Genomic DNA, 24,610 nt, shown 5'->3' with positions numbered 1-24,610 from the left:
TTACTCCCTGTAAACCGGGCTTAACCGATCGGAGCGCCAAGCGCGCTGCTAATTTCTCGCGTTTCCGGACGGTGAACCGGTATCCAATGCTCCTGGAAACGCTGCTAGTTTGGAATCTTTCCAAAGAAGATATGGCTTTCCGCGGTCGCGATCAAGCGACTGCTTTGCGATAGTTGACTGCTTTTGGAAAGTTTGATGCGCGGTGGCTCAGCTCAGCGCATCGATGTCATCGTCGGAGAGATCGCTCGGAATGACGGTGACCGGCACCGGGAAGGCGCCTGCCCCGCGTCCACCGATCGCCGAAACGAGAGGACCGGGGCCATCTTTAGCTGAGCCCGCCGCGAGAACCAGGATCGCGATGTCCTTGTCTTCCTCGATCAGCGCGTTGATCTCGTCGCGCGTCGATCCTTCGCGCACCACGGTTTCGGCGTCGATACCGATCGTTTCACGCACGCGGCCGGCAGACTTGGCGAGAAGGCTTTCGGCTTCCTCGAAAGCCTCTGCCCGCATGATTTCCTCGACACCGAGCCAGTGTTGGAAATCAGCGGGCTCCACGACGAAGAGCAGCACGAGGCCGCCGCCGGAGTTCTTGGCGCGCATGGCCGCGTAGCGCACGGCACGTTCGCATTCGGGGGTGTCATCCAGCACCGCCATGAATTTGCGGCGGTGCCCTTCTTCGCGCGATAGTCGTCTTGATACCATGGCGCGGACATTGCCACCGCGCCCATGCCCCCGCAAGAGACATTGTGAGCGGCTGCTTTGCCCCGCTCAGAGGAAGCCGATAATGTCCTTGACGTCTGCCATCGTCTCCTCCGCGATGACACGCGCCTTGGCGGCGCCTTTTGCAAGAACCGCGTCGATATGGCCGGGATCGTCCATCAGGCGGCGCATTTCACCGTTCATCGGCGCCAGCTTTTCGACGGCGAGATCGGCAAGTGCCGGCTTGAATTCGGAGAACTGGCGGCCACCGAATTCGGCGATCACGCTCGCCCGGCTCGTCTCGGCCAAGGCGGCATAGAGCGTGACGAGGTTCTCGGCTTCCGGGCGGCCGGCGAGGCCCTCGACCTCGGACGGCAAGGCGTCTGGATCGGTCTTTGCCTTGCGGATCTTCTTCAGGATCGTGTCGGCATCGTCGGTCAGGTTGATGCGCGACAGGTCGGACGGATCCGACTTCGACATCTTCTTGGTTCCGTCACGCAGCGACATGACGCGCGGTGCCGGGCCTTCGATCAGCGGCTCGGTCAGCGGGAAATAGGCGTCGATGCGCTCTTCGCCGACGATGGTTTCGACGGCGCGGCCGCTCGAGGCGATCTTGCCGGAAAAGTCGATGTTGAACTTCATCGCGATATCGCGGGTCAGCTCAAGGTGCTGCTTCTGGTCGTCGCCGACCGGCACGTGGGTTGCGCGGTAAAGCAGAATGTCGGCAGCCATCAGCGACGGATAGGCAAGCAGGCCGAGCGAGGCGTTCTCGCGGTCCTTGCCGGCCTTGTCCTTGAACTGAGTCATGCGGTTCATCCAGCCGATGCGCGCGACGCAGTTGAAGATCCAGGCGAGTTCGGCGTGGCCGGACACGGCAGACTGGTTGAAGACGATGTGGCGCTCGGGATCGATGCCCGCAGCCAGGAATGCTGCAGTGATCGAGCGCGTCTGGCCCTTCAAATCCTCATGGACGAGCTGCGCCGTGATCGCATGCAGGTCGACGACGCAATAGATGCAGTCGTAGCTGTCCTGCAGCGCGACGAAACGCTTGATGGCACCGAGATAGTTGCCGAGATGGAGGTTGCCGGTGGGCTGAACGCCTGAAAACACCCGCTCCTTGAATTCTGCCATGCGCATTGCCGGGCTTGTGGAGGGCCCGCTCCTTTGGTTCGGCCCGATCAGGCCCATTGAAATCGCGGCGGGTTATGCATGGACGCCCGCCCTTCTGCAAGAGCCAGCCACCCGCAAGGGTCGGCGTCGTGGATCAGGTTGCCGCCTTGTTGCGCTTGAGGAGCCGCATGAGATGGCGGCCCTCGATTGCGCCCGTGGCGAGCGTGAAACCGAAGTAGACGAGCGCTGCGACGCCGATCGTGCCGAAGACGGCAATCGCTCGCACCAGCAGCCCCGCATCCATCAGATACGGCTCGAGATAGGCGAGCGCCAGCCACAGCACCGCGCCCATGAGCGCGCTGCCGGCGATGATGAGCGCGATGCGCCGCAAGGTGACGCCGGACGGCCGGAAGAGGTTGCGGTTCCACAAAACGATGGCAAGCAGGCCGGCATTCGCCCAGCCAAAGAGCGCCGTCGCGATACCGATGCCGACGACGCCGTAGATCGGGAACAGGATGAGGCTTGCGGCGACGTTGACGACAACGCCGACGCCCGCCATCCACATGGGCGTGCGCATGTCTTCGCGCGCATAAAACCCCGGCTGGAAGATCTTGATCAGCACGAAGGCCGGAAGGCCGAGCGCGAACGCGGCAAGCACCGCCGCCGTGATCTCGGTGGTCTCCCGGCTGAACGCACCGCGCTCGAACAGAAGCGCCACGATCGGCGCAGGCAGGATGAGCAGTCCGACGGTCGCGGGGACCGTCAGCGCCAGGCCGAATTCGAGGCTGCGGTTCTGGAGCACGGCCGCATCGCCCAGATCGCCGGCCTTCAGCGAGCGCGCAAGTTCCGGCAGCAGAACAACCCCGATGGCAACGCCGATCGTCGAGAGCGGCAGCTGGAGAATACGGTCGGCATAATTGATGACGGCGATCGCACCATCCTGGCCGGATGCGATGACCTGGCCGATCAACAGGTTGATCTGCGTGATGCCGCCGGTGATCGCCGCCGGCAGCGCCAGCCACAGCAGGCGTTTGACGGCAGGCGTCGGTCGCGGCACCCGCAAGCCAATATGAAAATGCTCCCGCCGAACGCCCCAGATGATCGCGGCGAGCTGCACGAAGCCTGCGACCACGACGCCCCAGGACAGGGCAAGGCCAAGCCCCTCCTCATCATAACCGAGCGCCATGGCGATCAGGATCGCGCCGATCATCACGACATTGAGAAGGATTGGCACGAAAGCGGCCAGGAAATAGCGGCGAAACGCGTTCAGGATACCCGAAAACATCGCCACCAACGACATGGCGGCAAGATACGGGAACATGATCCGCGTCATCGTCACCGTCAGGTTGAACTTGTCGGGCGTATCGGCAAAGCGCGGTGCGATCACGGTGCCGACGAGAAATGGCATAAAAATCATCGCGAGCGCCGATAGCGCAATCAGGATGAAGATCAGGACCGAAAAGACCTGCTCGGCAAAATCCCTCGCCGCAGCACGCCCGCCGCCCTCAAGCTCCTTGGCGAACAACGGCACGAAAGCGGAGTTGAACGCGCCTTCCGCGAAGAGCCGTCGAAAGAGGTTCGGAAAACGGAACGCCGCATAGAACGCATCGGCAACCGGTCCCGCGCCAAGCGTGCTCGCGATCAATGCCTCGCGCACGAAGCCGAAGACGCGGCTGCCCATAGTGGTGCCGCCGACAGTGGCGAATTTTGCTATCAGTCCCATGGTGATTCAGGCTTTCACGCGTCTGGCCGACGCACGGCGCGGCGTCGGCGGAGCAACCATCCCGTTCGGCATGCGCTCTCGCGCTTCGTCTTCGACATTCGCCATCACCGCCTTCAGCCGAGCAATGATGTTGGCTTGGCGCGTTTCGGAGACGATCTTGTGGCCGACGAGATCGGTCACGTAAAAATTGTCGATGACTTTTTCCCCGAAGGTCGAGACATGCGCAGACGTGATGTCGAGCGAAAGGTCGGACAGCACGGCGGTGATGCTCGCCAGCAGGCCCGGACGGTCCAGCCCTTCCACCTCGATCACCGTGAACTTGTTCGACAGGGAATTGGAAATGGTCACCGCCGGCGGGACCTTGAAGGCATGTGCCTTGCGCGGCTGTTTCGATTTGGGGGCGATCACGTCCGGAAGGCGCTTCTTGCCCGACAGCATGTCCTCGATCAGGCGGCCGATGCTCGTTGCACGGCGGATTTCGTCGGCATCATCCTTGAACTCGCGGTTGATCAGGATCGTGTCGAGCGCGCGGCCGTCGGATGTCGTGAATATCTGCGCGTCAGCGATGTTGGCGCCGGCCGCGGCGCAGGCACCGGCAACCAGCGTCAAGAGGCGCGGATGGTCGGGCGAGAGCACGGTGATTTCCGTGATCGCGTGGAAGGAATGGGTGCGCACCATCGTCGCGAGCACCCGGCCTTCTCGATCGGCCTCGCGCACGAATTCCGCATGGCGGATCTGGTCTTCGAGTTCGGTCGACAGAAGATACGGTTCGTAATGCAGGCCGAGATAGCGCTGACGGTCCGCCTCGTCCCAGGAGGAGAGCGCCTTGCCCAGCTGCTCGGAGGCAAACAGTGCGCGCTCCCGGCGGGAGACTTCCGAAAAACCGCCCGACAGCATCAGCTCGGTCTCATAATAAAGCGTGCGCAGGAGTTGGCCCTTCCAGCCGTTCCAGACGCCCGGGCCGACCGCCCGGATATCGCAGACGGTCAGGATCAGGAGCAGCTTCAGCCGGTCGAGCGACTGCACGATCTGCGCGAAATCTTCGATCGTCTTCCGGTCATTGAGGTCGCGCGCCTGGGCGATCATCGACATCTTCAAGTGCTCTTCAATCAGCCAGGCGACCAGTTCGGTCTGCTTCGGCGAGAGGCCGAAGCGCGGGCAAAGCTTGCGGGCAACACGGGCACCGGCGACCGAGTGATCTTCGGGGCGCCCCTTGGCAACATCGTGCAGGAATACGGCCACATAGAGCGCCTGGCGTTCCTCCACGCTCGGCATAAGCTTGGACGACAGGGGATGGGCGTCCATGTCACGGCCATTGTCGATGTCGGAAAGTACACCCACGGTGCGGATCAGGTGCTCGTCGACCGTGTAGTGATGATACATGTTGAATTGCATCATCGCGACGATCTTGCCGAATTCCGGGATGAATCGGCCAAGCAGGCCCGCTTCGTTCATGCGCCGGAGGATGAGCGCAGGATCACGGCGCGACGTCAGGATCGACAGGAACAGCCGGTTTGCCTCGGCATCCTCGCGAAGCTCGTTCTTGACGAGCCGCAGCGACCGCGTGACCCGCTTCAAGGCATCGGGATGAAATTCGAGCCCGTTGAGATCGGCAAGGTGGAAAAGGCGGATCAGGTTCACCGGATCGCGCTTGAAGACGTCCTTGTCGGCGATGGTGATGCGGCCCCGGTCTTCCAGAAAATCCAGCGTGCCGGGGATCTTGCGTGTGCGGGCGGTGAAGCGCGTGATCATCGCGGTGATGCCCGGCGCCTCTTTCGCCTGCTGGTCCTCAAGCTCCGCGCAGAGGATGCGTGTCAGGTCGCCCACATCCTTCGCCACGAGGAAATAGTGCTTCATGAAGCGTTCGACGGCGGAGAGGCCCGGGTGGTCGTGGTAACCGAGCGCTTCGGCGATCTCGCGCTGAATGTCGAAGGACAGGCGCTCCTCGGCCTTGCCGGTGAGAAAATGCATCTGGCAGCGTACGGCCCAGAGGAAATCCTCGGCCTTTTTGAAGACCTTGAACTCGCCCTTGGAGAGCACGCCGAGCTTCACCAGCTCCGCCTCGTCATCGATGCGGTAGAAGTATTTGGCGATCCAGAACAGCGTGTTCAGGTCGCGAAGGCCGCCCTTGCCTTCCTTGACGTTCGGCTCGACGAGATAGCGCGTGTCACCGGACTTGCGGTGACGCTGATCCCGTTCGGCAAGCTTCGCCTCGATGAATTCCGGCGCTGTCGATCGCACCACCTGCGTGTCGAACCGTTCGGTCAAGGCGTCGAAGAGCGGGACCGCGCCACAGATGCGCCGCGCTTCGAGGATCGCGGTGCGGATGGTAATGTCGCTGCGCGACAGTCGAATGCACTCGTCGATCGTGCGCGTGGCGTGACCTACCTTGAAGCCCATGTCCCAGAGCACGTAGAGCACGAACTGGGCGACCTCCTCTTCCCGCCCGGAACGGCGATCGGCAAGAACGAAGAGCAGGTCTATGTCGGAACCCGGCGCGAGCGTGCCGCGGCCATAGCCGCCGACGGCCGCCACCGTCATCCCGTCACCCGCTCCAGTACCGGAGCCTTGCGAGGGGTAGACATGCGTCGTCGCAAAGTCGAAGAGCGCGGTGATGATCGTGTCCTGGAGATGCGAGATTCGTGCCGCACAGAGCAGGCCCGAGCCATCGCTTTCCAGCAGCGAACGCGCCTTTTCCCGGCCTTCGGTGCTCACTCGTCGCATCTCGGCAAGAAGGGCAGCGCGTGCCTCCGGCGTGGCGCCCCCATGCTCGGCGGCGATGGCCGAGACGGCCTGGGCCAGCGCAGGGGCGTCGACGATCTCGGTGAACTTCATGTCGTGCTGCGTCATGGAATCATGCCGGCCCCAGTTTCCCAGAAGCGCTATAGCCTATCTCGATGCCCGGGCGCCATTGCGGCCGCTCAGGAATAGGTAGCGAGACGTTCCGTCAGAAGGGCGAAGAAGCCCTCGGCATCCACCTCCCGCATGACGGTCGCGTTCGGCGCCCGGTCGGTGACATGCCACCAGTCGACGACCGTCATGCCACGCGTCAGATCCGAGGCAGTCTCGATCTCGACGTTGCAGAAACGTCCGGCGAAAAGCTCGGGGCGCAGCAGATAGGCGATGACGCAAGGATCATGCAGCGGCGCACCGTCGGAACCGTATTTCTGCTCGTCGAAACGCTCGAAGAACACCAGCATTTCGGCAAGCGCTCGCGTAGCCTTCGAAGGGAGCGCGGCGATTGCCTCAGTGCGGGCACGGGTGGTCAGCACCTTGTGCGTGACGTCGAGCGGCATCATCACGATCGGCACGCCGGCGCGAAACACCACATCCGCCGCTTCCGGATCGACATAGATGTTGAATTCAGCGGCAGGCGTGATGTTGCCGCCTTCGAAGAAGCCGCCGCCCATCAGGACGATCTCGGCAATGTGGCCGGCGATCTCCGGCGCTTTTTGAAGAGCCAGCGCCAGATTGGTGAGCGGCCCCAACGCACAGAGCGTGACCGTGCCTGTCTCTTCGGCAAGAAGCGTGTGGATGATGAAATCGACCGCGCCCTCATCCTGAAGCTTGCCGACGGGCTCATCGAGCAGCGGACCGTCGAGCCCGGTCTTGCCGTGAACGTGTTCCGCCGTCACAAGCGGACGCTTCAACGGTGCATGGGCGCCAGCGTAAACAGGAATGTCGGTACGTCCCGCCAATTCGCAGATGATCAGTGCGTTGCGCGTCGTCCAGTCGAGCGGAACGTTGCCGGCCACCGCCGTAATGCCGAGAATGTCGAGTTCCGGGCTTGCCAGCGCCAGCAAAATTGCGGCTGCGTCGTCCTGTCCCGGATCGGTATCGATGATGATTTTGCGCGTCGTGCCGCTGTGCATGTCGTATCAGGTCCTGGTCTCTTTCCGGCAACGCCTATCCTTGCCGGCCCCTCGCCGCAAGCCGCTTGCAGTGCAGCAATCCGCCACCCATATTGAGAGCAACGGAGATGCCGCCCTCTAAGGGTCTCCGCCTGAATGGTCGCTTCGTGCAAGGACTGGCAGACGATGTCACGCATAACTCCCTTTTCGAGCCCGCTGCTGCTCGGCTTCGACACGATGGAAAAGACGCTGGAGCGTCTCGCCAAGGCGAGTGATGGATATCCGCCCTACAATATCGAGCGGATCTCCCCACGTGACGGCATCGGAGACAGGTTGCGCATCACGGTAGCCGTCGCTGGCTTCAGCGACGACCAGCTGGATGTGACCACCGAAGAGAACCAACTGATCATCCGCGGCCGTCAGGTCGATACCGAAGAGCGTGATTATCTGCACCGCGGTATTGCCGCGCGACAGTTCCAACGCATTTTCGTGTTGGCGGATGGGATCGAAGTTCTCTCTGCGGAGTTGAACAATGGACTGCTTTCCATTGATCTTGCCCGTCCGGAACCGCAGCGACTGGTGAAGAAAATTAATATTTCGGTTCGAGACTGAAATATGCAGGGCGCGCGAGTCGATCTTCGATCGAGCGGCCCGTTTGGAGAAATGCCATGGCTTTCAAGGAATTGACATCGCGAGATGCCGCCGGCGCCGAGCTGGCAGCGAAGATTAGCGCGAACGAGCTTGCCGATCTCGGCAATGGCGAAGTCGGCTATATCCGCAAGATGCGGTCGGAAGACGTGTCCAAGAAGTTCCCTCAGGCACCGGATCTGGAACCCGGACTCGACCTTTGGGGTCTATTCGGTGCCGACGGTACGCCGATCCTCCTGAGCGACAGCCGGTCCAGCGCCTTCTTCAAGGCAGCCGAAAACGACTTGAGCACCGTCAGCGTTCACTGACGCTTGCATTGATACACGAGGGCGGCGTCTTCGACGCTGCCCTCATCAGGCGGCGTTCGACGCCTCGTCCTGGGTCAGGAAGGTATAGATCGCCGACGCCTGGTCGCTCGCACGCAGCTTTGCGACCGTGTCCTGATCCCGCAGCACGCGTGCAATGCGCGACAGTGCCTTGAGGTGATCCGCACCCGCACCCTCCGGAGCAAGCAACAGGAATACGAGGTCGACGGGCTGATCGTCGAGCGCTTCGAAGTCGATCGGTTGATCGAGACGCGCAAAAACACCGACGATTCCAGGCAGCGTCGTCAATTTTCCGTGTGGGATGGCGATGCCGTTCCCCACACCGGTTGAGCCGAGCCGTTCGCGCTGAAGAATGACCTCGAAGATTTCCCGTTCGGTCAATCCGGTGATTTGGGCGGCTTTCGAAGCCAGTTCCTGAAGGAGCTGTTTCTTCGAGTTTGCCTTCAGCGCGGGTATCACCGCGTCCGGGGCAAGCAGATCAGCCAAAGCCATTCCTATTCCTCGCGTATCATCCCGGCGACATCGAACGTCCGCCCCAAAAAGGGGCGGACATTACGCATCAACTCGTCAGGATTTATTGTTGGCTGCGTCGACCCAGCCAATGTTGCCATCTGTCCGGCGGTAAACCACGTTGAGGGCATCGTTGCCGGCATTGCGAAAAATCAGAACCGGTTCATCCGTCATGTCCAGCGCCATCACTGCGCTTGCGACCGACATGGTTCTTACCACTTTTGAGCTCTCGGCGACAATGACGGGCGCGTAATCCTCAGGAATTTCGTCGTCCTCGTCGGAGCCGCTGTCCATAACCGTGTAGGGCAGTTCCATCATCTTGCTCTGGCCGTTGCCGGCGTGATGGTCCTTCAAACGGCGCTTGTAGCGGCGCAGTCTCTTCTCCAGGCGCTCCGAAGCGCCATCGAATGCGAACTGCGGCTCCTGTCCTTCCCCGGTCGCCTGCATTACCACGCCCGTATCGAGATGAATCTTGCAATCGGCGGTGAAGCGCGACCCGGATTTCTCGACCGTCACCTGGCTGGAATATCCTCCGTCGAAATACTTGCTCACCGCATCCTGGATCTTGTCCTCGATCCTGGTACGGAAGGCTTCGCCGATTTCCATATGTTTTCCAGACACGCGCACGCTCATGGAGAGCCCTTTCTTATTCTGTGACTTGCGGTGTCAGCTTATGCCAAGGTCGAGCGCCATCCAAGCGCAGACCTCGTAATCGGTCCGGTCCTTCGCGGCGCTTGGCTCGCGCATCTCGTCCGGCCGTCGGCGGTTATCTTTTCGGAACGCAGCCTCATGCACTTTGATACTGCCGGTTCCACGAATGGCGGGGCGTGTACGCGCCGCAGAATGGCCTGTCAAGCAAGGCGAACCGGCACTCGGGGAAGCTGAAAGCCTAGGAAGCGACGCTTGCCATGAGCGCCTTCTTTTCCCGTCGGCGCTGGACCGACGAGGGAATGTTCATCGATTCCCGGTACTTCGCGACGGTCCTGCGGGCGAGATCGATGCCCCGATCCTTCAGCACCTTGACGATATCGTCATCGGAAAGAACCGCATCTGCCGCTTCCGCGCCGATCATTTTCCGAATCGTTTGCCGCACGGCCTCGGCCGAATGGGCGTCCCCGCCTTCGGACGAGGCGATCGAGACAGTGAAGAAATACTTCAGCTCGAACACGCCGCGCGGCGTCATCATGTATTTGTTGGAGGTGACGCGGCTGACGGTCGATTCATGCATGCCGATCGCGTCGGCGACGGCGCGCAGATTGAGCGGCCGCAAATGGCTGACGCCATGCAGCAGAAACGCGTCCTGCTGCCGGACGATCTCGCTTGCCACCTTCATGATGGTGCGGGCGCGCTGATCGAGGCTGCGCGTCAGCCAATTGGCGCTTTGCAGGCATTCGGCGAGGAACGCCTGGTCTTCGGGGCTCTTGCCGGCGATGCGACTGACATTGGCGTAATAGGTCTGGTTGACGAGCACGCGCGGCAAAGCGTCGGGGCTCAGCTCCACATGCCAGCCGCCCTCCGCGGCCTGGCGGACCATGACATCGGGCACGATCGTCTCGACGCTGCCCTTCTGGAAGGCCAAGCCCGGCTTCGGGTCCAGCGCGCGGATTTCGCCCAGCATGTCGAGGATGTCTTCATCGTCGACGCCGCAGAGCTTGCGCAGTGCTGCAAAATCCCGCCGCGCCAGCAATTCAAGGTTCTCCAGAAGGCACGCCATGGCCGGGTCGTGCCGATCACGCGCTTTCAGCTGCAGTGCGAGGCATTCTTTCAGCGACCGTGCGAATAACCCGGGTGGGTCCATGCGCTGCAACCGAGCGAGCACGGCCGTGATCACATCGGACGAAACGCCCAGGCGCTCGGCCATCGCAGCCGCGTCGAAATCGACATAGCCCGCATCGTCCAGATGATCGGCGATCTCAGCCGCGATGGCGCGCTCGATGGGATCGGCAATGGACAGCGCGATCTCGGCCTCGACATGGTCGCGCAGCGTCGTTGCGGCCGCGACGAACTCGTCGAGATCATGGATGTCGCCGGCACCGGAGCCGTTCGCGCCAGGCATCGATTTCCAGCTGTCGAGGAATTCGGGCGACGCGGCTTTTTGGGGCTCGCCATCGTCGGGAAAAACATTATCGTAATTCGCATCGAGGCGCTCGGACACGAACTCACCATCCGGTGTCAGGCCGTTTTTAGCCCAATCGGCATCGCCGTCGGCAAAGGCTCCGTCCCCGGCTGCATCATCGCGCCTGTCGCCGTCGTCCGACCGACGCTCACCTGAGCGACCGAAGTCGTTTGCGTGCATGTCCCCGTCGTCACCCGCCAATTCCAGCAGGGGGTTCTTTTCGACTTCCTGCTCGATGAAGCGGTTGAGCTCGATATGGGTCAGTTGCAGCAACCGGATCGACTGGATGAGCTGCGGGGTCATCACCAGTGATTGGCTCTGGCGCAATTGCAGGCTTGCCGACAGTGCCATGACTGAAACGAACTCCGGAAACGCGACGCTCGGTGCGGCTTGCCGCACGACCAAAGTGATGTGGCCCAAAAATTGCTTTTTTCCCGATCCGGGTCAAGTCAAAGCAGATTTCTGCGACATTGTGCTTAAAGCGTAAACTGTTCGCCCAGATACAGGCGGCGAACGTCCGGGTTGGCCACGATTTCATCCGGCCGCCCATGGGTGAGCACCGCGCCCTGGTGGATGATGTAGGCCCGGTCGATGAGGCCGAGCGTTTCGCGCACATTGTGGTCGGTGATCAAAACACCGATGCCGCGCTTGGTCAGGTGGCGGACCAGATTTTGAATGTCGGCGACTGCGATCGGATCGACGCCGGCAAATGGCTCGTCGAGCAGCATGAAGGTCGGGTCGGAGGCCAGTGCCCGGGCGATTTCGAGGCGACGCCGCTCACCACCGGACAGCGCGATCGATGGCGATTTCGCGAGATGGTCGATGTGGAATTCTTCCAGCAGCGAGGCGAGCTTTTCGGACCGCTTCTTCCGGTCAGGCTCGACCACCTCGAGAACGGCGCGAACATTTTCCTCGACACTCAGGCCGCGAAAGATCGACGCTTCCTGCGGCAGGTAACCGACGCCGAGCCGGGCACGGCGATACATCGGCATCTGCGTCACATCGAAACCGTCGATCTCGATCGTGCCCTTGTCGACCGGAACGAGCCCCGTGATCATGTAGAAACACGTCGTCTTGCCGGCGCCGTTGGGCCCGAGAAGGCCTACCGCCTCGCCGCGACGCACACCGAGGGAAACGCCGTTTACGACGGCGCGCGACTTGTAGCTCTTGGTCAGGCCTCTCGCGATCAGCGTGCCCTGGTAACGCGCCTCGGATGGCGCATCGCTGTCGCGCGCCGGCGGCGCTCCCCGGTTGAAGAGAGAATTCAGCAAGAGGATGGGTCCTTGAGGCCGTTATTCCGAAGGCCGCGAGGCTGGGTTCAACTGGATCTGCACCCGGTTCCCGCAGCTTTCGAGGCGTGCATTGCCGTTGGCGACCTCGACCGTCAGCTTGCACCCGACGAGGACGTTGTCGCCTTCCGACAGAACGACCCTGTCGCCGGATAATGTCAGGATTTCGTTCGACATGTCGTAGGTGCCGGCGTCCGCGGTCGCAGTCTGCTCGCCGGACTGAAGAAGCACGTCGTTGCGCAATTCGATGCGCTCGATCGCCGCCGTTCCGGTGGATACAGAGCCGCTGTCGCCGCTGTAGAACACGGTCATGGCGCCCGACTTCAGCACCATCTCGCCCTGAACGACATTTACATTGCCGGTGAAATCGGCGCGGCCGTTGCTTTCGCTGACCTGCAGTTCGTCGCTTTCGATCTGGATCGGCTGATCCTCGGACAAAGCGAACCTGGAGCTTTGCCGCTCGACCGTCTGCGCCTGAAGAGACGGCACCGACAGGGCGAGCGCTGCAAGGACAAAGGCTGCATAACGCGTCGGACGGGCGAGCGACGAAGTATAGAAATTCATGGAAGACATATCAGTCGGCGCTTTCTTCGCGGCTGCTCAGCGTCGACGGATCGATAATCATCCGCACGTCACGCTCGAAAACTATGATCGCGCCGTTATCCCTGATCCGAACAGACTGCGCAACAAGAGACGTCTTGCCATTGCGGATGACAACACCGTCATTGGTTTCCATGGCCCCGACACCCATGTCGAACCTGGCGGATTGAAGATCGACTTCAAGGCCTCCGGTCGCACGCACCGTGAAGGGTGCATCGAGCACCAGGGTTTCGAGCAGACGGTCATAGATTCCGCGCTCGGCCTCGACGCTTGCGATCTCATCGTCGCCGACGGGCAGTTCCGCTTTGATGTCGTTCAAGGTGATGACATCGGGCGTCGCGACATTCTGGGTGGCACGCGCGGCGTTCATCGTGAAGGTCCGGCGATCGTCGTTCTGTCCGGAGAGCGCCGGATTTTCCATGACGATGACGCCATTTTCCATCGTCATGCGATCGAAGACGATGTCGGCGGGAGTCACCCGAAAAGCAATTGAGACAACGACGAACGCGACCGCAAGGCCGATCGACACCACCGGCAGCAAAATCTTGAGCCGTTTCACCCATGCGGAATGGCGCTGCCCCTTGCGGTATTCGCGTGCAGCACGGCTGATTTCCGTACCGCTGCCATCCGCCATTGCCTCACCACTCACTGCCATTTCGCCGCTCTTTTGATCCGTCGCACTTCGACCTTGTGCGCCAATATGGTTATTTTGCCGTTGACCGACCAGTCGACGACGGAAGCGTCAGCGATATTTCCTCTGCCGTCATGGCGCAGCGGTTGCGGCTCTGGTATGGAAACCGGCCACGGGATCACGTGAAAGGATTGTTATCTTGGACCAATCTGGCATCGCCGATCGTCGGCGGCTCAGACGCAAACTGACCTTCTGGCGCATCGTCGGCCTGCTGGCCGTCGTGCTGCTCGTCGTCGGCCTCACCTATGCCGGTGGGTTTGCCGAGCGCGGTGAGAAGGCACGGTCCCATATTGCGCGCGTCATGGTTTCCGGGGTCATCACGGCAAATGAAGACCTGCTGGAACGGCTCGAGGACGTCCGCGATGATCCAAACGTTCGGGCCGTCGTCATCGGCATCGAGTCCCCCGGTGGCACCACCTATGGCGGCGAGGTGCTCTATAAGGCGGTGCGGGACATTTCCGCCGTCAAACCCGTCGTCGCCGAAGTGCGCGGGCTTGCCGCTTCTGCCGGCTACATGATCGCCAGCGCCACCGACCACATCGTTGCCGGCGAGGCTTCCATCGTCGGGTCGATCGGCGTGATCTTCCAATACGGCAATATTTCCGAGCTCCTCGACAATATCGGCGTCAGCGTAGGCGCCGTGAAATCGTCGCCGCTCAAGGCAGAGCCCTCGCCTTTTTCGCCCGCAAATCCTGAAGCCGAAGAAATGATCGGCCGGCTCGTCGCCGATTCCTACGACTGGTTCGTCGATCTGGTGGCCGAGCGGCGCAACATGTCGCGGCCGGAGACACTTGCGATCGCCGACGGGTCGATCTTTACCGGACGTCAGGCGCTTCAGAACGGCCTGGTCGACGCCATCGGCGCGGAGGACGAAGTGCGCGCCTATCTCGGCACGCGTGACATCGACACCAATCTCGATATCGTCGACTGGGAGCCCGAGCGCTCGCGTGGCCTGCTCTTCGGCCAGGCAGCAGCTGGCCTCATCGGTGGAATGTTCGGCAATTCCGCTCTTGGAAGCCAGGTTCTGTCAGCTTTTACCGATCAGAAGTTGTTTCTTGACGGTCTGATTTCGGTTTGGCAGTTTGGCGGGCAACAAGCACGAGACGACTGGGGGAACACACCGTGATAAAGTCGGAGCTGGTGCAGATCATTGCGTCTCGTAATCCGCACCTCTTCCATCGCGACGTCGAGAACATCGTCAATGCGATCCTGGACGAGATCACCAATGCTCTGGCCGATGGAAATCGCGTCGAACTGCGCGGTTTTGGCGCTTTTTCGGTGAAGAACAGACCGTCGCGGTCTGGCCGGAACCCGCGCACGGGTGAAACCGTTTTCGTCGAAGAGAAGTGGGTCCCCTTCTTCAAGACCGGCAAAGAACTGCGTGAGCGCCTGAACCCCGATCAGGTCGACTGAACGCGGTTCGCATGAAGCCGCCGATCAAGAAGCTGGCCCGGTTCACCAGTCATTACCAAGAGGCGCTTTCGCGTGAGAAAACTCGTCAACATCCTTATCCTGTTGCCCATCGCCGTCATCCTGATCGCCCTGTCGATCGCGAACCGCGGGGCGGTGACGTTGGCGCTGAACCCTTTCGCGCCGGATGACAGCGTGCTGTCGATCACGGGACCGTTCTTCGTCTTTCTTTTCGTCACGCTGATGCTTGGCATCCTGATTGGCGGCCTCGCCACCTGGTTCACGCAAGGGCACTACCGCAATCGCGCCCGCAAGCAGCGCTACGAGGCGGCGAAGTGGCAGAACGAGGCGGACCGGCAGCGCGAACGGGCCAACGATCTTGCCCGACAGACTGGCGGTGCTTCACCGAATTCCCTGACGAGCGGCTCCGGGTCCACCTTGCCTGCCCGGACGTGATGGTCCGCTCGCCATCTTGAAAGTGCGTTTCCCATGCGCGTGATTTCTGCCAGCGACGTCGACCGGGTGCTCGGTTACACCGCCCTTGCCGATGCGCTGACCAGGGCTTTTGCCGAGGGCGTCCAGGCGCCGACGCGGCATCACCACACCATCGAACGGCCCGACGGCGCGGACACGACGCTGCTCCTGATGCCGGCCTGGAGCGATTTCTGCGCCCGGGGCACGTCGGCCGATGGCTATATCGGCGTGAAGCTCGTGACCGTCAGCCCGGACAACAACGCGCTCGCCAAGCCGGCCGTCATGGGCGTCTACATTCTTTCCAACGGACAGACAGGCGAACCGCTCGCTCTCATCGACGGGCAAGCTTTGACGGTCTGGCGCACGGCCACCGCGTCGGCGCTCGCCGGCCGCTATCTCGCCCGCAAGAACGCTAGCCGCATGGCCATGTTCGGCGCCGGCCGACTTGCCCCTCACCTCATCCGCGCGCACGCCGCCATGCGGCCGATCTCGCACGTCACGCTCTGGAACCGCAGCCGGGAGAACGCCGATGCGGTTGCCGAGGCGCTGCGCGACGACCCGTTCGAAGTCCGTGTCGTGGAAGATCGCGAGGAAGCCATCCGCGATGCCGATATCATCTCCGCCGCGACGATCTCTGAGACGCCGCTGATCGAAGGCCGGTGGCTGAAACCTGGCGCGCATGTGGATCTCGTCGGCGCGTTCACGCCGAAGCTTCGGGAGAGCGACGACGAAACGGTGCGCCGGACCACACTCTTCGTCGACACGTTCGATGGCGCGCTCACCGAAGGCGGCGACCTCGTCCAGCCGATCGCAGCCGGCATCGTGTCGCGTGATGACGTGAAAGCCGATCTCGCCATGCTCGCCAGCGGGACCCATCCTGGCCGCACTTCAGACGGCGAGATCACGCTCTTCAAATCAACCGGCTGCGCACTGGAAGATTTCGCGGCTGGAATTCTGGTCTATGAGACAATCACACGCGAGATGTAATGCGCGTCATCGCGCCATTTTGGCGAATTACCGCGTATGCCTCTTAGCCCGCTACCGCAGATGGTCGGGGCGAGCCCGACCATGAAGAGGTCGCGCCTCAGGCCGACGCGTTGGCGCCGCTGACCACTTCGTTGAACTTGGCAAAGAACTGGCCGGCGAGCTTCTTGGCGGTGCTGTCGATCAGGCGGGAGCCCATCTGGGCGATCTTGCCGCCAACCTGTGCCTTGCAGTCGTAGTTCAGCACCGTCTCGGCCCCGTCCTCCTCGAGCGACACGTCGGCACCGCCCTTGGCGAAGCCCGCGACGCCGCCCTTGCCTTCGCCCGAGATCGTGTAGCCCTTCGGCGCGTCGATGTTTTCCAGCGTCACGTTGCCGTTGAAGGTGGCGGACACGATGCCGATCTTCAGCTTCACGGTCGCCGCCATCGCGTTGTCGCCGGTCATCTCGAGCGACTGGCACCCCGGAATGCACTGGCGCAGGATTTCCGGGTCGTTCAGGGCCTCCCACACCTTCTCACGCGGTGCCTGGATGCGTTCGCTGCCATTCATTTCCATGAAGCCGTCCTCCGCGCTTTCACTTCGATTTCCGGGCCTTTCTTGCAATTCGCCGGGCGCTTTGCCAAGAGGGAGCGCAAGAGACTGCCTTAAAGTATGAGCCCGGCCATTCTACGGCCCGCTCACCCATGGATCCGCCCTTGAGTGCAAAGACACGCCGCAGTCGAAGCAAAGCGCCTGCCGAAGACGCGCAAAAACCGCCGCTTGCCGAACGCCCGCTGACCCCGCGCCGCGGCGCGCGGCCGGCCGAGCGCGTGCCAGTCATTCTGGAAAGCGAGGCGTCAGACGGCTACCGCCTCATCGATAGTGGCATGGGCGAGAAGCTGGAGCAGTACGGCCCCTACCGCATCGTGAGACCGGAAGCGCAGGCGCTGTGGCAGCGCACGTTGCCGGCCAAGGACTGGGACCAGGTCGACGCGGTCTTTACCGGCGATACCGAGGAAGACGGGATGGGCCGCTGGCGCTTCCCGAAGACGCCGCTCGGTGAAACCTGGCCGATGAAGCTCATGGACGTCGATTTCCACGGCCGCTTCACGGCGTTTCGCCATGTCGGCGTGTTTCCCGAACAGATGGCGCACTGGTCGTGGATGGCCGATCGGATCGCGTCTGCCGACCGGCCGCTCAAGGTGCTCAATCTCTTTGGGTATACTGGCGTCGCCTCGCTGATCGCAGCGGCCAACGGCGCGGAGGTCACCCATGTGGATGCCTCCAAGAAAGCCATCGGCTGGGGCCGCGAGAACCAGGCGCTCGCCCGGCTCGACGACAAGCCGATCCGCTGGATTTGCGACGATGCCATGAAGTTCATCGCGCGCGAGGAGCGGCGCGGCAACCGCTATGACATCATCCTGACCGACCCGCCGAAATTCGGCCGCGGGCCGAACGGCGAAATCTGGCAATTGTTCGATCATCTCGCTCTGATGCTCGATATCTGCCGGGAACTCTTGAGCGAGCGGCCGGAGGGCTTGGTGCTGACGGCTTATTCCATCCGGGCGTCGTTCTATTCGATCCATGAGCTGATGCGCGAAACGATGCGCGGCGCCGGCGGCACGGTGGAATCGGGCGAGCTCATCCTGCGCGAAAGCGAGGCGGGCCGCGCGCTTTCGACCTCCCTCTTTTCACGGTGGCTGCCCCAATGACCGAACGCCGCCGCATAGGCCAGGTGAAGGAAGTCACGAGCCTCACAAACCCGCTGATCAAGGACATTCGTGGCCTCACCCAGAAGAAGAACCGGGAGGAGAGCGGGCAGTTTCTCGCCGAGGGCCTGAAGCTCGTCATCGACGCGCTCGATCTCGGCTGGACGATCTCGACGCTGATCTACGCCAAGAATGCCAAGGGACGCCCGCATGTGGAGCCGACGGCGTTGAAAGCGCTGAACGCCGGCGCGCTGGTGCTCGAAGTCAGCGAAAAGGTGCTGTCGACGATCACACGGCGGGACAATCCGCAGATGGTCGTCGGCGTCTTCGAGCAGCGCTATGGCAAGCTCGACCGGCAAACGCCGGCCAGGGGCGAGACCTGGCTTGCTCTCGACCGGGTGCGCGATCCCGGCAATCTCGGCACCATCATCCGCACCGCCGATGCGGCCGGCGCGTCCGGCATCGTGCTCGTCGGCGAAACGACGGATCCGTTCGCGCTGGAGACGGTGCGAGCAACCATGGGCTCCATCTTCGCCGTGCCGCTCTACCGAGCTTCGGTTCCTGAATTCCTCGCCTGGTGTGGAAAGCACAAGGCGCCGCTGGTCGGCACGCATCTCGAAGGCGCAGTGGACTACCGCACCATCGATTTCAAAAAAGCGCCGACAGTGCTCTTGATGGGCAATGAGCAGCAGGGCCTGCCTGCGGAACTGTCGTCGGCCTGCTCGGCGCTCGCACGCATTCCGCAGCAGGGTCGGGCCGACAGCCTCAATCTCGCCGTTGCGACCGGGCTCATGCTCTTCGAGGCGCGCCGGCATCTTCTTTCCCTGGAGACATGACCCCGATGGCCAAGCCCACCGCCCTTTCCCGGCCCCTGCCGGCGCTTGGCCTGCTGGCACTGCTGATTGCTGCCGACCAGGCGATCAAGCTCTGGGTCGAGGCGGCATTGCCGCTGCAGCAGCCGATCGAATTGTTGCCGATGCTGGCGCTCTTCCGCACCTACAACGAAGGCATCGCGTTCTCCTTCCTTGCCGGCCAGTCGGAGTGGACGCTGGTCGCCGTGACGACCCTGATCGTCTGCTTCGTCGTCTATCTCTGGCGGTCGACCGCGCCCGACCGGTTCTTCGCCCATCTTGGCTATGCGCTGATCGTCGGTGGCGCGATCGGCAACCTGATCGACCGGGCGGCCTACGGCCACGTCGTCGATTACATCCTGGTCTATACCGAGACCTGGTCTTTTGCGGTCTTCAACCTCGCCGACAGCTTCATCACCGTCGGCGCGGTCTCGATCGTGCTCGATGAAATTCTTGCATGGCGGCAGGGCCGGACCACACCGAAAGACCAAGCCGAATAAGGTTTCGCATCGGGCCAGACGCGCCTATCTCTGACAGACGATCGCAAGCGAAGGAGGAAGCGCATGCAGGAGCCGTTCAAGGCCATCGTCGTCTCGCGCGATGAGAACAAGAAGCAGTCGGTGGCGATCACCGAACTCACCCATGCCGATCTGATGGAAGGCGACGTCATCGTCGAGGTCGAGGCGACCACCGTCAACTACAAGGACGGGCTTGCGATCACCGGCAAAGGGCCGGTCGTGCGCCGCTGGCCGATGGTTCCCGGCATCGATGCCGCCGGCACGGTCGTTTCCTCCACCGGCACGGAATTCAAGGCAGGGGACAAGGTGCTGCTCAACGGCTTTGGCGTCGGCGAAACGCATCTCGGCGCCTATGCCCGCTACATGCAGCTCAAGAGCGACTGGCTTATCCCGCTGCCGGAAGGTTTGAGTGCCCATGACACGATGGCCGTCGGCACGGCAGGCTACACCGCCATGCTCTCCGTCATGGCGCTCGAGCGCCACGGCATCACGCCGGCATCGGGACCGATCGCCGTCACCGGCGCCAATGGCGGCGTGGGCACGGTCGCGATCGCGCTGCTCTCGAAGCTTGGCTTTGAGGTGGTCGCCTCGACCGGTCGCTTAGGCGAAGCGGACTTTCTGAAATCGCTCGGCGCGACCGAAGTGATCGACCGGGCGGAGCTCTCCGAACCCGGCAAGCCGCTTGGCAAGGAACGTTTCGCCGGCGGGATCGACGCGGTCGGCAGCCATACGCTCGCCAATCTGCTTGCCCAGACCCGCTATGGCGGCGTGGTCGCGGCCTGTGGTCTCGCCCAGGGCATGGATTTGCCGACGACGGTCGCCCCGTTCATCCTGCGCGGCGTCACGCTTTGCGGGATCGACTCGGTGATGGCGCCGAAGCCGGTGCGTATCGAGGCGTGGCAGCGCATTGCCAAGGACCTCGACATGGACAAACTCAAGGCGATTTCGACGACGATCGGCTTTGAGGACATCACCGGCGCTGCAACGGATATTCTGGACGGCAAGATCCGCGGCCGGGTCGTCGTCGACATGACCGGTTAGGCCCGACCGTTTACCCTGCGCGCTGCAACGGCTAGACCGATGCCATGATCATTCTTGCCCTCGATTCTTCCGCCGGCCTCTGCGCTGCGGCCTTCTACGACGCGTCCGACGGCACCGCGCTCGGCCGTGTCGTGGAAGATATCGGCCGGGGCCATGCGGAGCGCATGATGGCGGTGATCGAGGCGGCACGGCTTGAGGCCGGCATCGCGCTGAAGGAGATCGACCGGATCGCCGTGACTGTCGGCCCGGGCTCTTTCACGGGCATCCGCGTGGGCGTCGCCACCGCGCGCGGGCTGGCGCTGGCACTTGGTCGCCCTTCCGTTGGGGTGACCACACTCGAGGCGTTGGCTGCTTCTGTCGCGCCGGCGGATGTTTCCGTGATGGCGATTCTCGATGCACGGCGTGACGAGGTTTTCGCGCAGGTCTTCGCAGCCGATGGCACCCCGCTGACCGATCCGGCCGCACTGTCCGTGGCGGAAGCGGCGGATCTGGCGATACGGCATGACGCCCGCCTCATCGGTTCCGGTTCGCCTCTCGTTGCTTCCCTGTTGGGCCAGCCGGAGCGCGCCATCTCCGAAGCGGGCACGGTCGAGATCCTGGATGTTGCCCGGGTCGGGGCAGGAAAAACCGCGAGCGCACCGCCGGCCCCGCTTTACCTCCGGTCGCCCGATGCCAAGCCGCAGGAGGCCTACCTCCTGGCGCGGCAGGAGCGGCTGGCGCAATGATCGGCGGCTTCTTCACCCGGACCGCCGATGTCGAGGTCGTGCCGATGGAACAGGCCGATTGCGATCGCGCGGCCGAGCTGCATGGCGCCAGCTTCTCGCGGCCCTGGAGCGCGGAGGAAATCGACGTTCTCCTGACGCAGACCAACGTGCACGGTTTCGTCGCACGTCAGTCTCCGACGGGACGCGGATCCTTTGCCGGCTTCATATTGCTGCGCACTGCGGCGGACGAGGCCGAAGTGCTGACGATCGCCGTGCGCGAAAAATTCCGCAGCCAGGGCATCGGCTGGCGGCTGATGCTTGCCGGTATCCGGCAGATGCGCCAGGAAGGCGTCGCCTCGATTTTTCTGGAGGTCGATGCCACAAATCTGCCGGCGCTGGCACTTTACCGCCGGCTCGGCTTCGTCCAGGTGGGCGAGCGAGAGGCCTACTACAAAGCCGCCGATGGACGACGGACGACGGCGCTTGTCATGCGGCTTGATCTGATTTAGTGCGGCTAACCCTCGCCGGTCGTGCTCTGACGGCGAGGAACTGAACGATAAGAGGGTCGGAGCGTTCGTGACCAGCGAGACAAAGCCACTGGAAGAACGCTGCGCCGAGCGCGGCATGCGCATGACCGAGCAGCGCCGCGTCATCGCGCGCGTGCTCGATGGCGCGGACGACCACCCGGACGTCGAAGAGCTCTACCGCCGCTCCGTCGAGGTGGATCCGAAGATTTCCATTTCCACCGTCTACCGCACCGTGCGTCTGTTCGAGGATATCGGCATCATCGAGCGGCACGATTTCCGAGACGGGCGTTCGCGCTACGAAACGGTTCCGGAAGAACACCACGACCACCTGATCGACCTCAAGACCGGGCAGGTCATCGAGTTCCATTCGGCCGAGATCGAAGCGCTGCAGGAGCGGATCGCCCGAGAGCACGGCTTTCGCCTTGTCGACCACCGCCTGGAACTTTACGGCATCCCCCTCAAGAAGGGCGATGCCTGAGAGTGCGTGCGCGCTCGGTGCTTGCGCTCCCCCGGAAGACGAGACTGCGATGATCGGCTGGCTGCGCCTCGTCTATGTCGCCCTTGCCTTTCTGGCCATCACCGCGGTTCTTTTGCCGCCTCACCTTTTTGCATTGTGGCGTGATCGGCCGCTAGCGCGCCGCATTCCGCGGCTGTGGCACCGGCTGATGTGCCCTGTTCTTGGTCTGAAGGTCACCACGCGCGGTACCCAACATTCGAATGGCCCGCTGATGTTGATTTCGAACCATGTTTCGTGGCTCGACATCATCGCGCTGGGTTCGGTTGCAGACGTGGCCTTCATCGCCAAATCCGAAGTGAAAGACTGGCCGGTCTTCGGGCGGCTGGCGCGTTGGCAGCGCTCGATCTTCGTCGAGCGCAACCAGCGGCGCTCCACCGGCGAGCAGGTCAGTGCCATCACTGAGAGGCTCGAGCGGGGTGAGATCGTCGTTCTCTTTGCCGAAGGGACGACGTCGGACGGCAATCGTGTTCTGGAGTTCAAGTCATCGCTCTTCGGCGTTGCCCGCCAGGCCGGCGAAGATGCCCATGCCGGCGTGGTGCTGCAGCCCGTATCGATTGCCTATAACCGCATCCAGGGCCTGCCGATGGGTCGACGACACCGCTTCCTCGCCGCTTGGCCGGGCGATGTGGAGCTTCTGCCGCATCTTTTGACAGTGCTGCGCGAGGGCGCGATCGACGTGGAGATCTGCTTCGGCAAGCCGCGCGAGGTGTCGGACGCGCGCGATCGCAAGGCTGTGAGCCGGCTCCTGCGCGAGGAAGTCGAGACGATGCTCGCGGAAGCGCTTCGACGCTAGACTTCTGCGCTTTTGCTGCAACCGGCATTTTCTTCCGCCGCCGGACCGACTAAATAGGCGGCCATGCAATCAACGAGCACCCCTTTGGCAAGAACGCCTTCGCCCGCCGACAATTCCTCTGCGCCGGCGGATTCCAACCAGCGCAAGGTCTATGTGAAGACCTATGGCTGCCAGATGAATGCCTACGATTCCGATCGCATGGCGGACGCGCTGGCGAAGGACGGCTACGCCCGCACGGAGCGGCCGGAGGATGCGGACCTTTATCTCATCAACACCTGCCACATCCGCGAAAAGGCCGCCGAAAAAGTCTATTCCGAGCTCGGCCGCCTCGCCAAGCAGAAGGCCAAGGCCGAACCCGGCGCCAAGGATTTTCTCGTCGGCATCACGGGCTGCGTCGCGCAGGCCGAAGGGCAGGAAATCTTCCGCCGTGCTCCTGTGGTCGACCTCGTCGTTGGCCCGCAAACCTATCACCGGCTGCCCGAGATCGTCAGCGAAGCGCGCGCCGGGCGTCGCGTGGTCGATACCGACTATGCGATCGAGGACAAGTTCGCGCATCTGCCGCGGCCCGACCGCAAGATCGTCCAGGCGCGCGGCGTCACGGCCTTCCTCACCGTGCAGGAAGGCTGCGACAAGTTCTGCGCCTTCTGCGTGGTACCCTATACCCGTGGCTCGGAAGTCTCCCGATCGGTGGCGCAAATCGTGGCCGAGGCGGAAGCGCTGGCCGAGGCAGGCGTGCGCGAACTCACTCTTCTCGGCCAGAACGTCAATGCGTGGCACGGCGCGGGCGCCGATGGTCGGCAATGGGGGCTGGGCGAACTTCTCTTCCGTCTGGCGGAAGTGCCCGGCATCGCCCGCCTTCGCTACATGACGAGCCACCCCCGCGACATGGACGATGCGCTGATCGCGGCGCATCGTGACCTCTCGCAGCTGATGCCGTATCTCCACCTGCCGGTGCAGTCCGGATCGGATACGATCCTCAAGGCGATGAACCGCCAGCACCAGGCGGACGACTATCTGCGCCTGATCGATCGGATTCGCGCCGCTCGGCCCGACATTGCGCTTTCGGGCGATTTCATTGTCGGTTTCCCTGGTGAGACCGATGCGGATTTTGAAGCGACACTCCGCCTGATCGAAAACGTCGGCTATGCGGCTGCCTACTCGTTCAAATACTCGCCACGACCGGGCACACCTGCGGCGGAAGCCACGGATCTACTGCCCGAAGAGGTGAAGTCGGAGCGTCTGCTGCGCCTGCAAGCGCTTGTCACAAAGCAGCAATATGCTTTCCAGCAAGGGTGCGTCGGCAAGACCGTGGACCTGCTGATCGAGAAGCCGGGACGTCGCGAAGGCCAGATCGTCGGGCGCTCTCCGTGGTTGCAGCCAACAATTGTTGATGCAAAGGCCGGTGCGATCGGCGACATTGTGAAGGTACGAATCACGGCGAGCGAGGCCAACAGTCTCTTTGCCGAATGCATCCAAGGCTGATAGTTTGTCGATGAGTTGAGCGAAAGGAGCCCCACCGCTTGCAAGCGCACGATCCCG

At 62.7% G+C, this 24,610-nt stretch carries 27 protein-coding genes; 15 read left to right on the top strand and 12 right to left on the bottom strand.

Features of this window, described 5'->3' with window-relative positions; translation table 11 throughout:
- Nucleotides 1-207 precede the first annotated feature (207 nt).
- The 5 genes from QQL76_RS18330 to QQL76_RS18310 form a co-directional block, all read right to left on the bottom strand.
- Complete coding sequence (locus QQL76_RS18330; RefSeq protein WP_126006469.1) at nucleotides 208-702, bottom strand: universal stress protein; 495 nt, start codon at nucleotides 700-702, stop codon at nucleotides 208-210.
- A gap of 66 nt (nucleotides 703-768) precedes the next feature.
- Complete coding sequence (trpS, locus tag QQL76_RS18325) at nucleotides 769-1,830, bottom strand: tryptophan--tRNA ligase (RefSeq protein WP_404863017.1); 1,062 nt, start codon at nucleotides 1,828-1,830, stop codon at nucleotides 769-771.
- Between the two features lie 133 nt (nucleotides 1,831-1,963).
- Nucleotides 1,964-3,532 (bottom strand): murein biosynthesis integral membrane protein MurJ, encoded by a 1,569-nt coding sequence (gene murJ, locus QQL76_RS18320; protein ID WP_499208854.1) that lies wholly within the window; start codon nucleotides 3,530-3,532, stop codon nucleotides 1,964-1,966.
- A 6-nt stretch (nucleotides 3,533-3,538) separates the two neighbouring features.
- The gene (locus QQL76_RS18315) at nucleotides 3,539-6,382 is read right to left on the bottom strand and encodes a [protein-PII] uridylyltransferase (RefSeq protein ID WP_499208853.1); all 2,844 of its coding nucleotides are present in this window, start codon (nucleotides 6,380-6,382) and stop codon (nucleotides 3,539-3,541) included.
- Between the two features lie 71 nt (nucleotides 6,383-6,453).
- Entirely contained in the window at nucleotides 6,454-7,404 is a 951-nt protein-coding gene (locus QQL76_RS18310; protein WP_499208852.1) for a nucleoside hydrolase, read from the bottom strand.
- Between the two features lie 165 nt (nucleotides 7,405-7,569).
- Here QQL76_RS18310 and QQL76_RS18305 point away from each other — a divergent pair, with 165 nt between their 5' ends.
- Both QQL76_RS18305 and QQL76_RS18300 read left to right on the top strand, forming a co-directional pair.
- On the top strand, nucleotides 7,570-7,995 hold the full coding sequence (locus QQL76_RS18305; RefSeq protein ID WP_499208851.1) for an Hsp20 family protein: 426 nt from the start codon (nucleotides 7,570-7,572) through the stop codon (nucleotides 7,993-7,995).
- 56 nt (nucleotides 7,996-8,051) lie between these two features.
- On the top strand, nucleotides 8,052-8,339 hold the full coding sequence (locus QQL76_RS18300) for a BQ00720 family protein (RefSeq protein ID WP_126006485.1): 288 nt from the start codon (nucleotides 8,052-8,054) through the stop codon (nucleotides 8,337-8,339).
- A gap of 45 nt (nucleotides 8,340-8,384) precedes the next feature.
- Here QQL76_RS18300 and ptsN read toward each other — a convergent pair whose 3' ends face one another.
- From ptsN to QQL76_RS18270, 6 genes are all read right to left on the bottom strand, one after another.
- The gene (gene ptsN, locus QQL76_RS18295) at nucleotides 8,385-8,849 is read right to left on the bottom strand and encodes a PTS IIA-like nitrogen regulatory protein PtsN (RefSeq protein WP_126006488.1); all 465 of its coding nucleotides are present in this window, start codon (nucleotides 8,847-8,849) and stop codon (nucleotides 8,385-8,387) included.
- A gap of 75 nt (nucleotides 8,850-8,924) precedes the next feature.
- A complete protein-coding gene (hpf, locus tag QQL76_RS18290; protein WP_126006491.1) occupies nucleotides 8,925-9,500 on the bottom strand; it encodes a ribosome hibernation-promoting factor, HPF/YfiA family in 576 nt (191 codons plus the stop codon).
- A 256-nt stretch (nucleotides 9,501-9,756) separates the two neighbouring features.
- Complete coding sequence (rpoN, locus tag QQL76_RS18285; protein ID WP_499208850.1) at nucleotides 9,757-11,334, bottom strand: RNA polymerase factor sigma-54; 1,578 nt, start codon at nucleotides 11,332-11,334, stop codon at nucleotides 9,757-9,759.
- 125 nt (nucleotides 11,335-11,459) lie between these two features.
- Complete coding sequence (lptB, locus tag QQL76_RS18280; protein WP_404864598.1) at nucleotides 11,460-12,251, bottom strand: LPS export ABC transporter ATP-binding protein; 792 nt, start codon at nucleotides 12,249-12,251, stop codon at nucleotides 11,460-11,462.
- A gap of 24 nt (nucleotides 12,252-12,275) precedes the next feature.
- Nucleotides 12,276-12,836 (bottom strand): LptA/OstA family protein, encoded by a 561-nt coding sequence (locus QQL76_RS18275; RefSeq protein ID WP_499208849.1) that lies wholly within the window; start codon nucleotides 12,834-12,836, stop codon nucleotides 12,276-12,278.
- A gap of 10 nt (nucleotides 12,837-12,846) precedes the next feature.
- On the bottom strand, nucleotides 12,847-13,527 hold the full coding sequence (locus tag QQL76_RS18270) for an LPS export ABC transporter periplasmic protein LptC (RefSeq protein WP_499208848.1): 681 nt from the start codon (nucleotides 13,525-13,527) through the stop codon (nucleotides 12,847-12,849).
- A 175-nt stretch (nucleotides 13,528-13,702) separates the two neighbouring features.
- Between QQL76_RS18270 and sppA the strand changes: the two genes are divergently transcribed.
- From sppA to lhpI, 4 genes are all read left to right on the top strand, one after another.
- On the top strand, nucleotides 13,703-14,689 hold the full coding sequence (gene sppA / locus QQL76_RS18265; RefSeq protein WP_499208847.1) for a S49 family peptidase: 987 nt from the start codon (nucleotides 13,703-13,705) through the stop codon (nucleotides 14,687-14,689).
- A complete protein-coding gene (locus QQL76_RS18260) occupies nucleotides 14,686-14,976 on the top strand; it encodes an integration host factor subunit beta (RefSeq protein WP_126006504.1) in 291 nt (96 codons plus the stop codon). Before sppA ends, QQL76_RS18260 begins: the two co-directional genes overlap by 4 nt.
- A 72-nt stretch (nucleotides 14,977-15,048) precedes the next feature.
- Complete coding sequence (locus QQL76_RS18255) at nucleotides 15,049-15,429, top strand: DUF1049 domain-containing protein (protein ID WP_245451381.1); 381 nt, start codon at nucleotides 15,049-15,051, stop codon at nucleotides 15,427-15,429.
- Nucleotides 15,430-15,462: 33 nt separating this feature from the next.
- Nucleotides 15,463-16,434, top strand: a complete 972-nt coding sequence (lhpI, locus tag QQL76_RS18250) for an ornithine cyclodeaminase family protein (protein WP_499208846.1) — start codon at nucleotides 15,463-15,465, stop codon at nucleotides 16,432-16,434.
- A gap of 97 nt (nucleotides 16,435-16,531) precedes the next feature.
- Here the strand turns inward: lhpI and QQL76_RS18245 are convergent, their stop codons facing one another.
- Nucleotides 16,532-16,987 carry an SRPBCC family protein gene (locus QQL76_RS18245; RefSeq protein ID WP_404863027.1) on the bottom strand — a complete coding sequence of 152 codons (456 nt, stop codon included), beginning with the start codon at nucleotides 16,985-16,987 and terminating at the stop codon, nucleotides 16,532-16,534.
- 47 nt (nucleotides 16,988-17,034) lie between these two features.
- Between QQL76_RS18245 and QQL76_RS18240 the strand changes: the two genes are divergently transcribed.
- From QQL76_RS18240 to miaB, 9 genes are all read left to right on the top strand, one after another.
- Nucleotides 17,035-18,123 (top strand): class I SAM-dependent methyltransferase, encoded by a 1,089-nt coding sequence (locus tag QQL76_RS18240; RefSeq protein WP_499208980.1) that lies wholly within the window; start codon nucleotides 17,035-17,037, stop codon nucleotides 18,121-18,123.
- A complete protein-coding gene (locus QQL76_RS18235) occupies nucleotides 18,120-18,956 on the top strand; it encodes a TrmH family RNA methyltransferase (RefSeq protein WP_499208845.1) in 837 nt (278 codons plus the stop codon). Before QQL76_RS18240 ends, QQL76_RS18235 begins: the two co-directional genes overlap by 4 nt.
- Before the next feature lie 5 nt (nucleotides 18,957-18,961).
- Nucleotides 18,962-19,471 carry a signal peptidase II gene (lspA, locus tag QQL76_RS18230; protein ID WP_499208844.1) on the top strand — a complete coding sequence of 170 codons (510 nt, stop codon included), beginning with the start codon at nucleotides 18,962-18,964 and terminating at the stop codon, nucleotides 19,469-19,471.
- A 63-nt stretch (nucleotides 19,472-19,534) separates the two neighbouring features.
- Entirely contained in the window at nucleotides 19,535-20,530 is a 996-nt protein-coding gene (gene acuI / locus QQL76_RS18225; protein WP_499208843.1) for an MDR family oxidoreductase, read from the top strand.
- 44 nt (nucleotides 20,531-20,574) lie between these two features.
- Nucleotides 20,575-21,255 (top strand): tRNA threonylcarbamoyladenosine biosynthesis protein TsaB, encoded by a 681-nt coding sequence (gene tsaB / locus QQL76_RS18220; RefSeq protein ID WP_499208842.1) that lies wholly within the window; start codon nucleotides 20,575-20,577, stop codon nucleotides 21,253-21,255.
- The gene (gene rimI, locus QQL76_RS18215) at nucleotides 21,252-21,743 is read left to right on the top strand and encodes a GNAT family protein (RefSeq protein ID WP_499208841.1); all 492 of its coding nucleotides are present in this window, start codon (nucleotides 21,252-21,254) and stop codon (nucleotides 21,741-21,743) included. The genes tsaB and rimI overlap by 4 nt, the downstream gene beginning before the upstream one ends.
- Nucleotides 21,744-21,858: 115 nt before the next feature.
- Entirely contained in the window at nucleotides 21,859-22,239 is a 381-nt protein-coding gene (locus QQL76_RS18210; RefSeq protein WP_126012515.1) for a Fur family transcriptional regulator, read from the top strand.
- A 49-nt stretch (nucleotides 22,240-22,288) separates the two neighbouring features.
- Nucleotides 22,289-23,071 (top strand): lysophospholipid acyltransferase family protein, encoded by a 783-nt coding sequence (olsA, locus tag QQL76_RS18205; RefSeq protein WP_499208979.1) that lies wholly within the window; start codon nucleotides 22,289-22,291, stop codon nucleotides 23,069-23,071.
- Nucleotides 23,072-23,155: 84 nt separating this feature from the next.
- Entirely contained in the window at nucleotides 23,156-24,553 is a 1,398-nt protein-coding gene (gene miaB / locus QQL76_RS18200) for a MiaB/RimO family radical SAM methylthiotransferase (RefSeq protein ID WP_499208840.1), read from the top strand.
- The last annotated feature ends 57 nt before the right edge of the window (nucleotides 24,554-24,610 follow it).

It is taken from the genome of Rhizobium albus (assembly GCA_030160035.1).
GTDB lineage: Bacteria > Pseudomonadota > Alphaproteobacteria > Rhizobiales > Rhizobiaceae > Georhizobium > Georhizobium albus.
The sequence above is the reverse complement of the archived record's forward strand: the minus strand, read 5'-3'. Positions and strand labels throughout refer to the sequence as shown.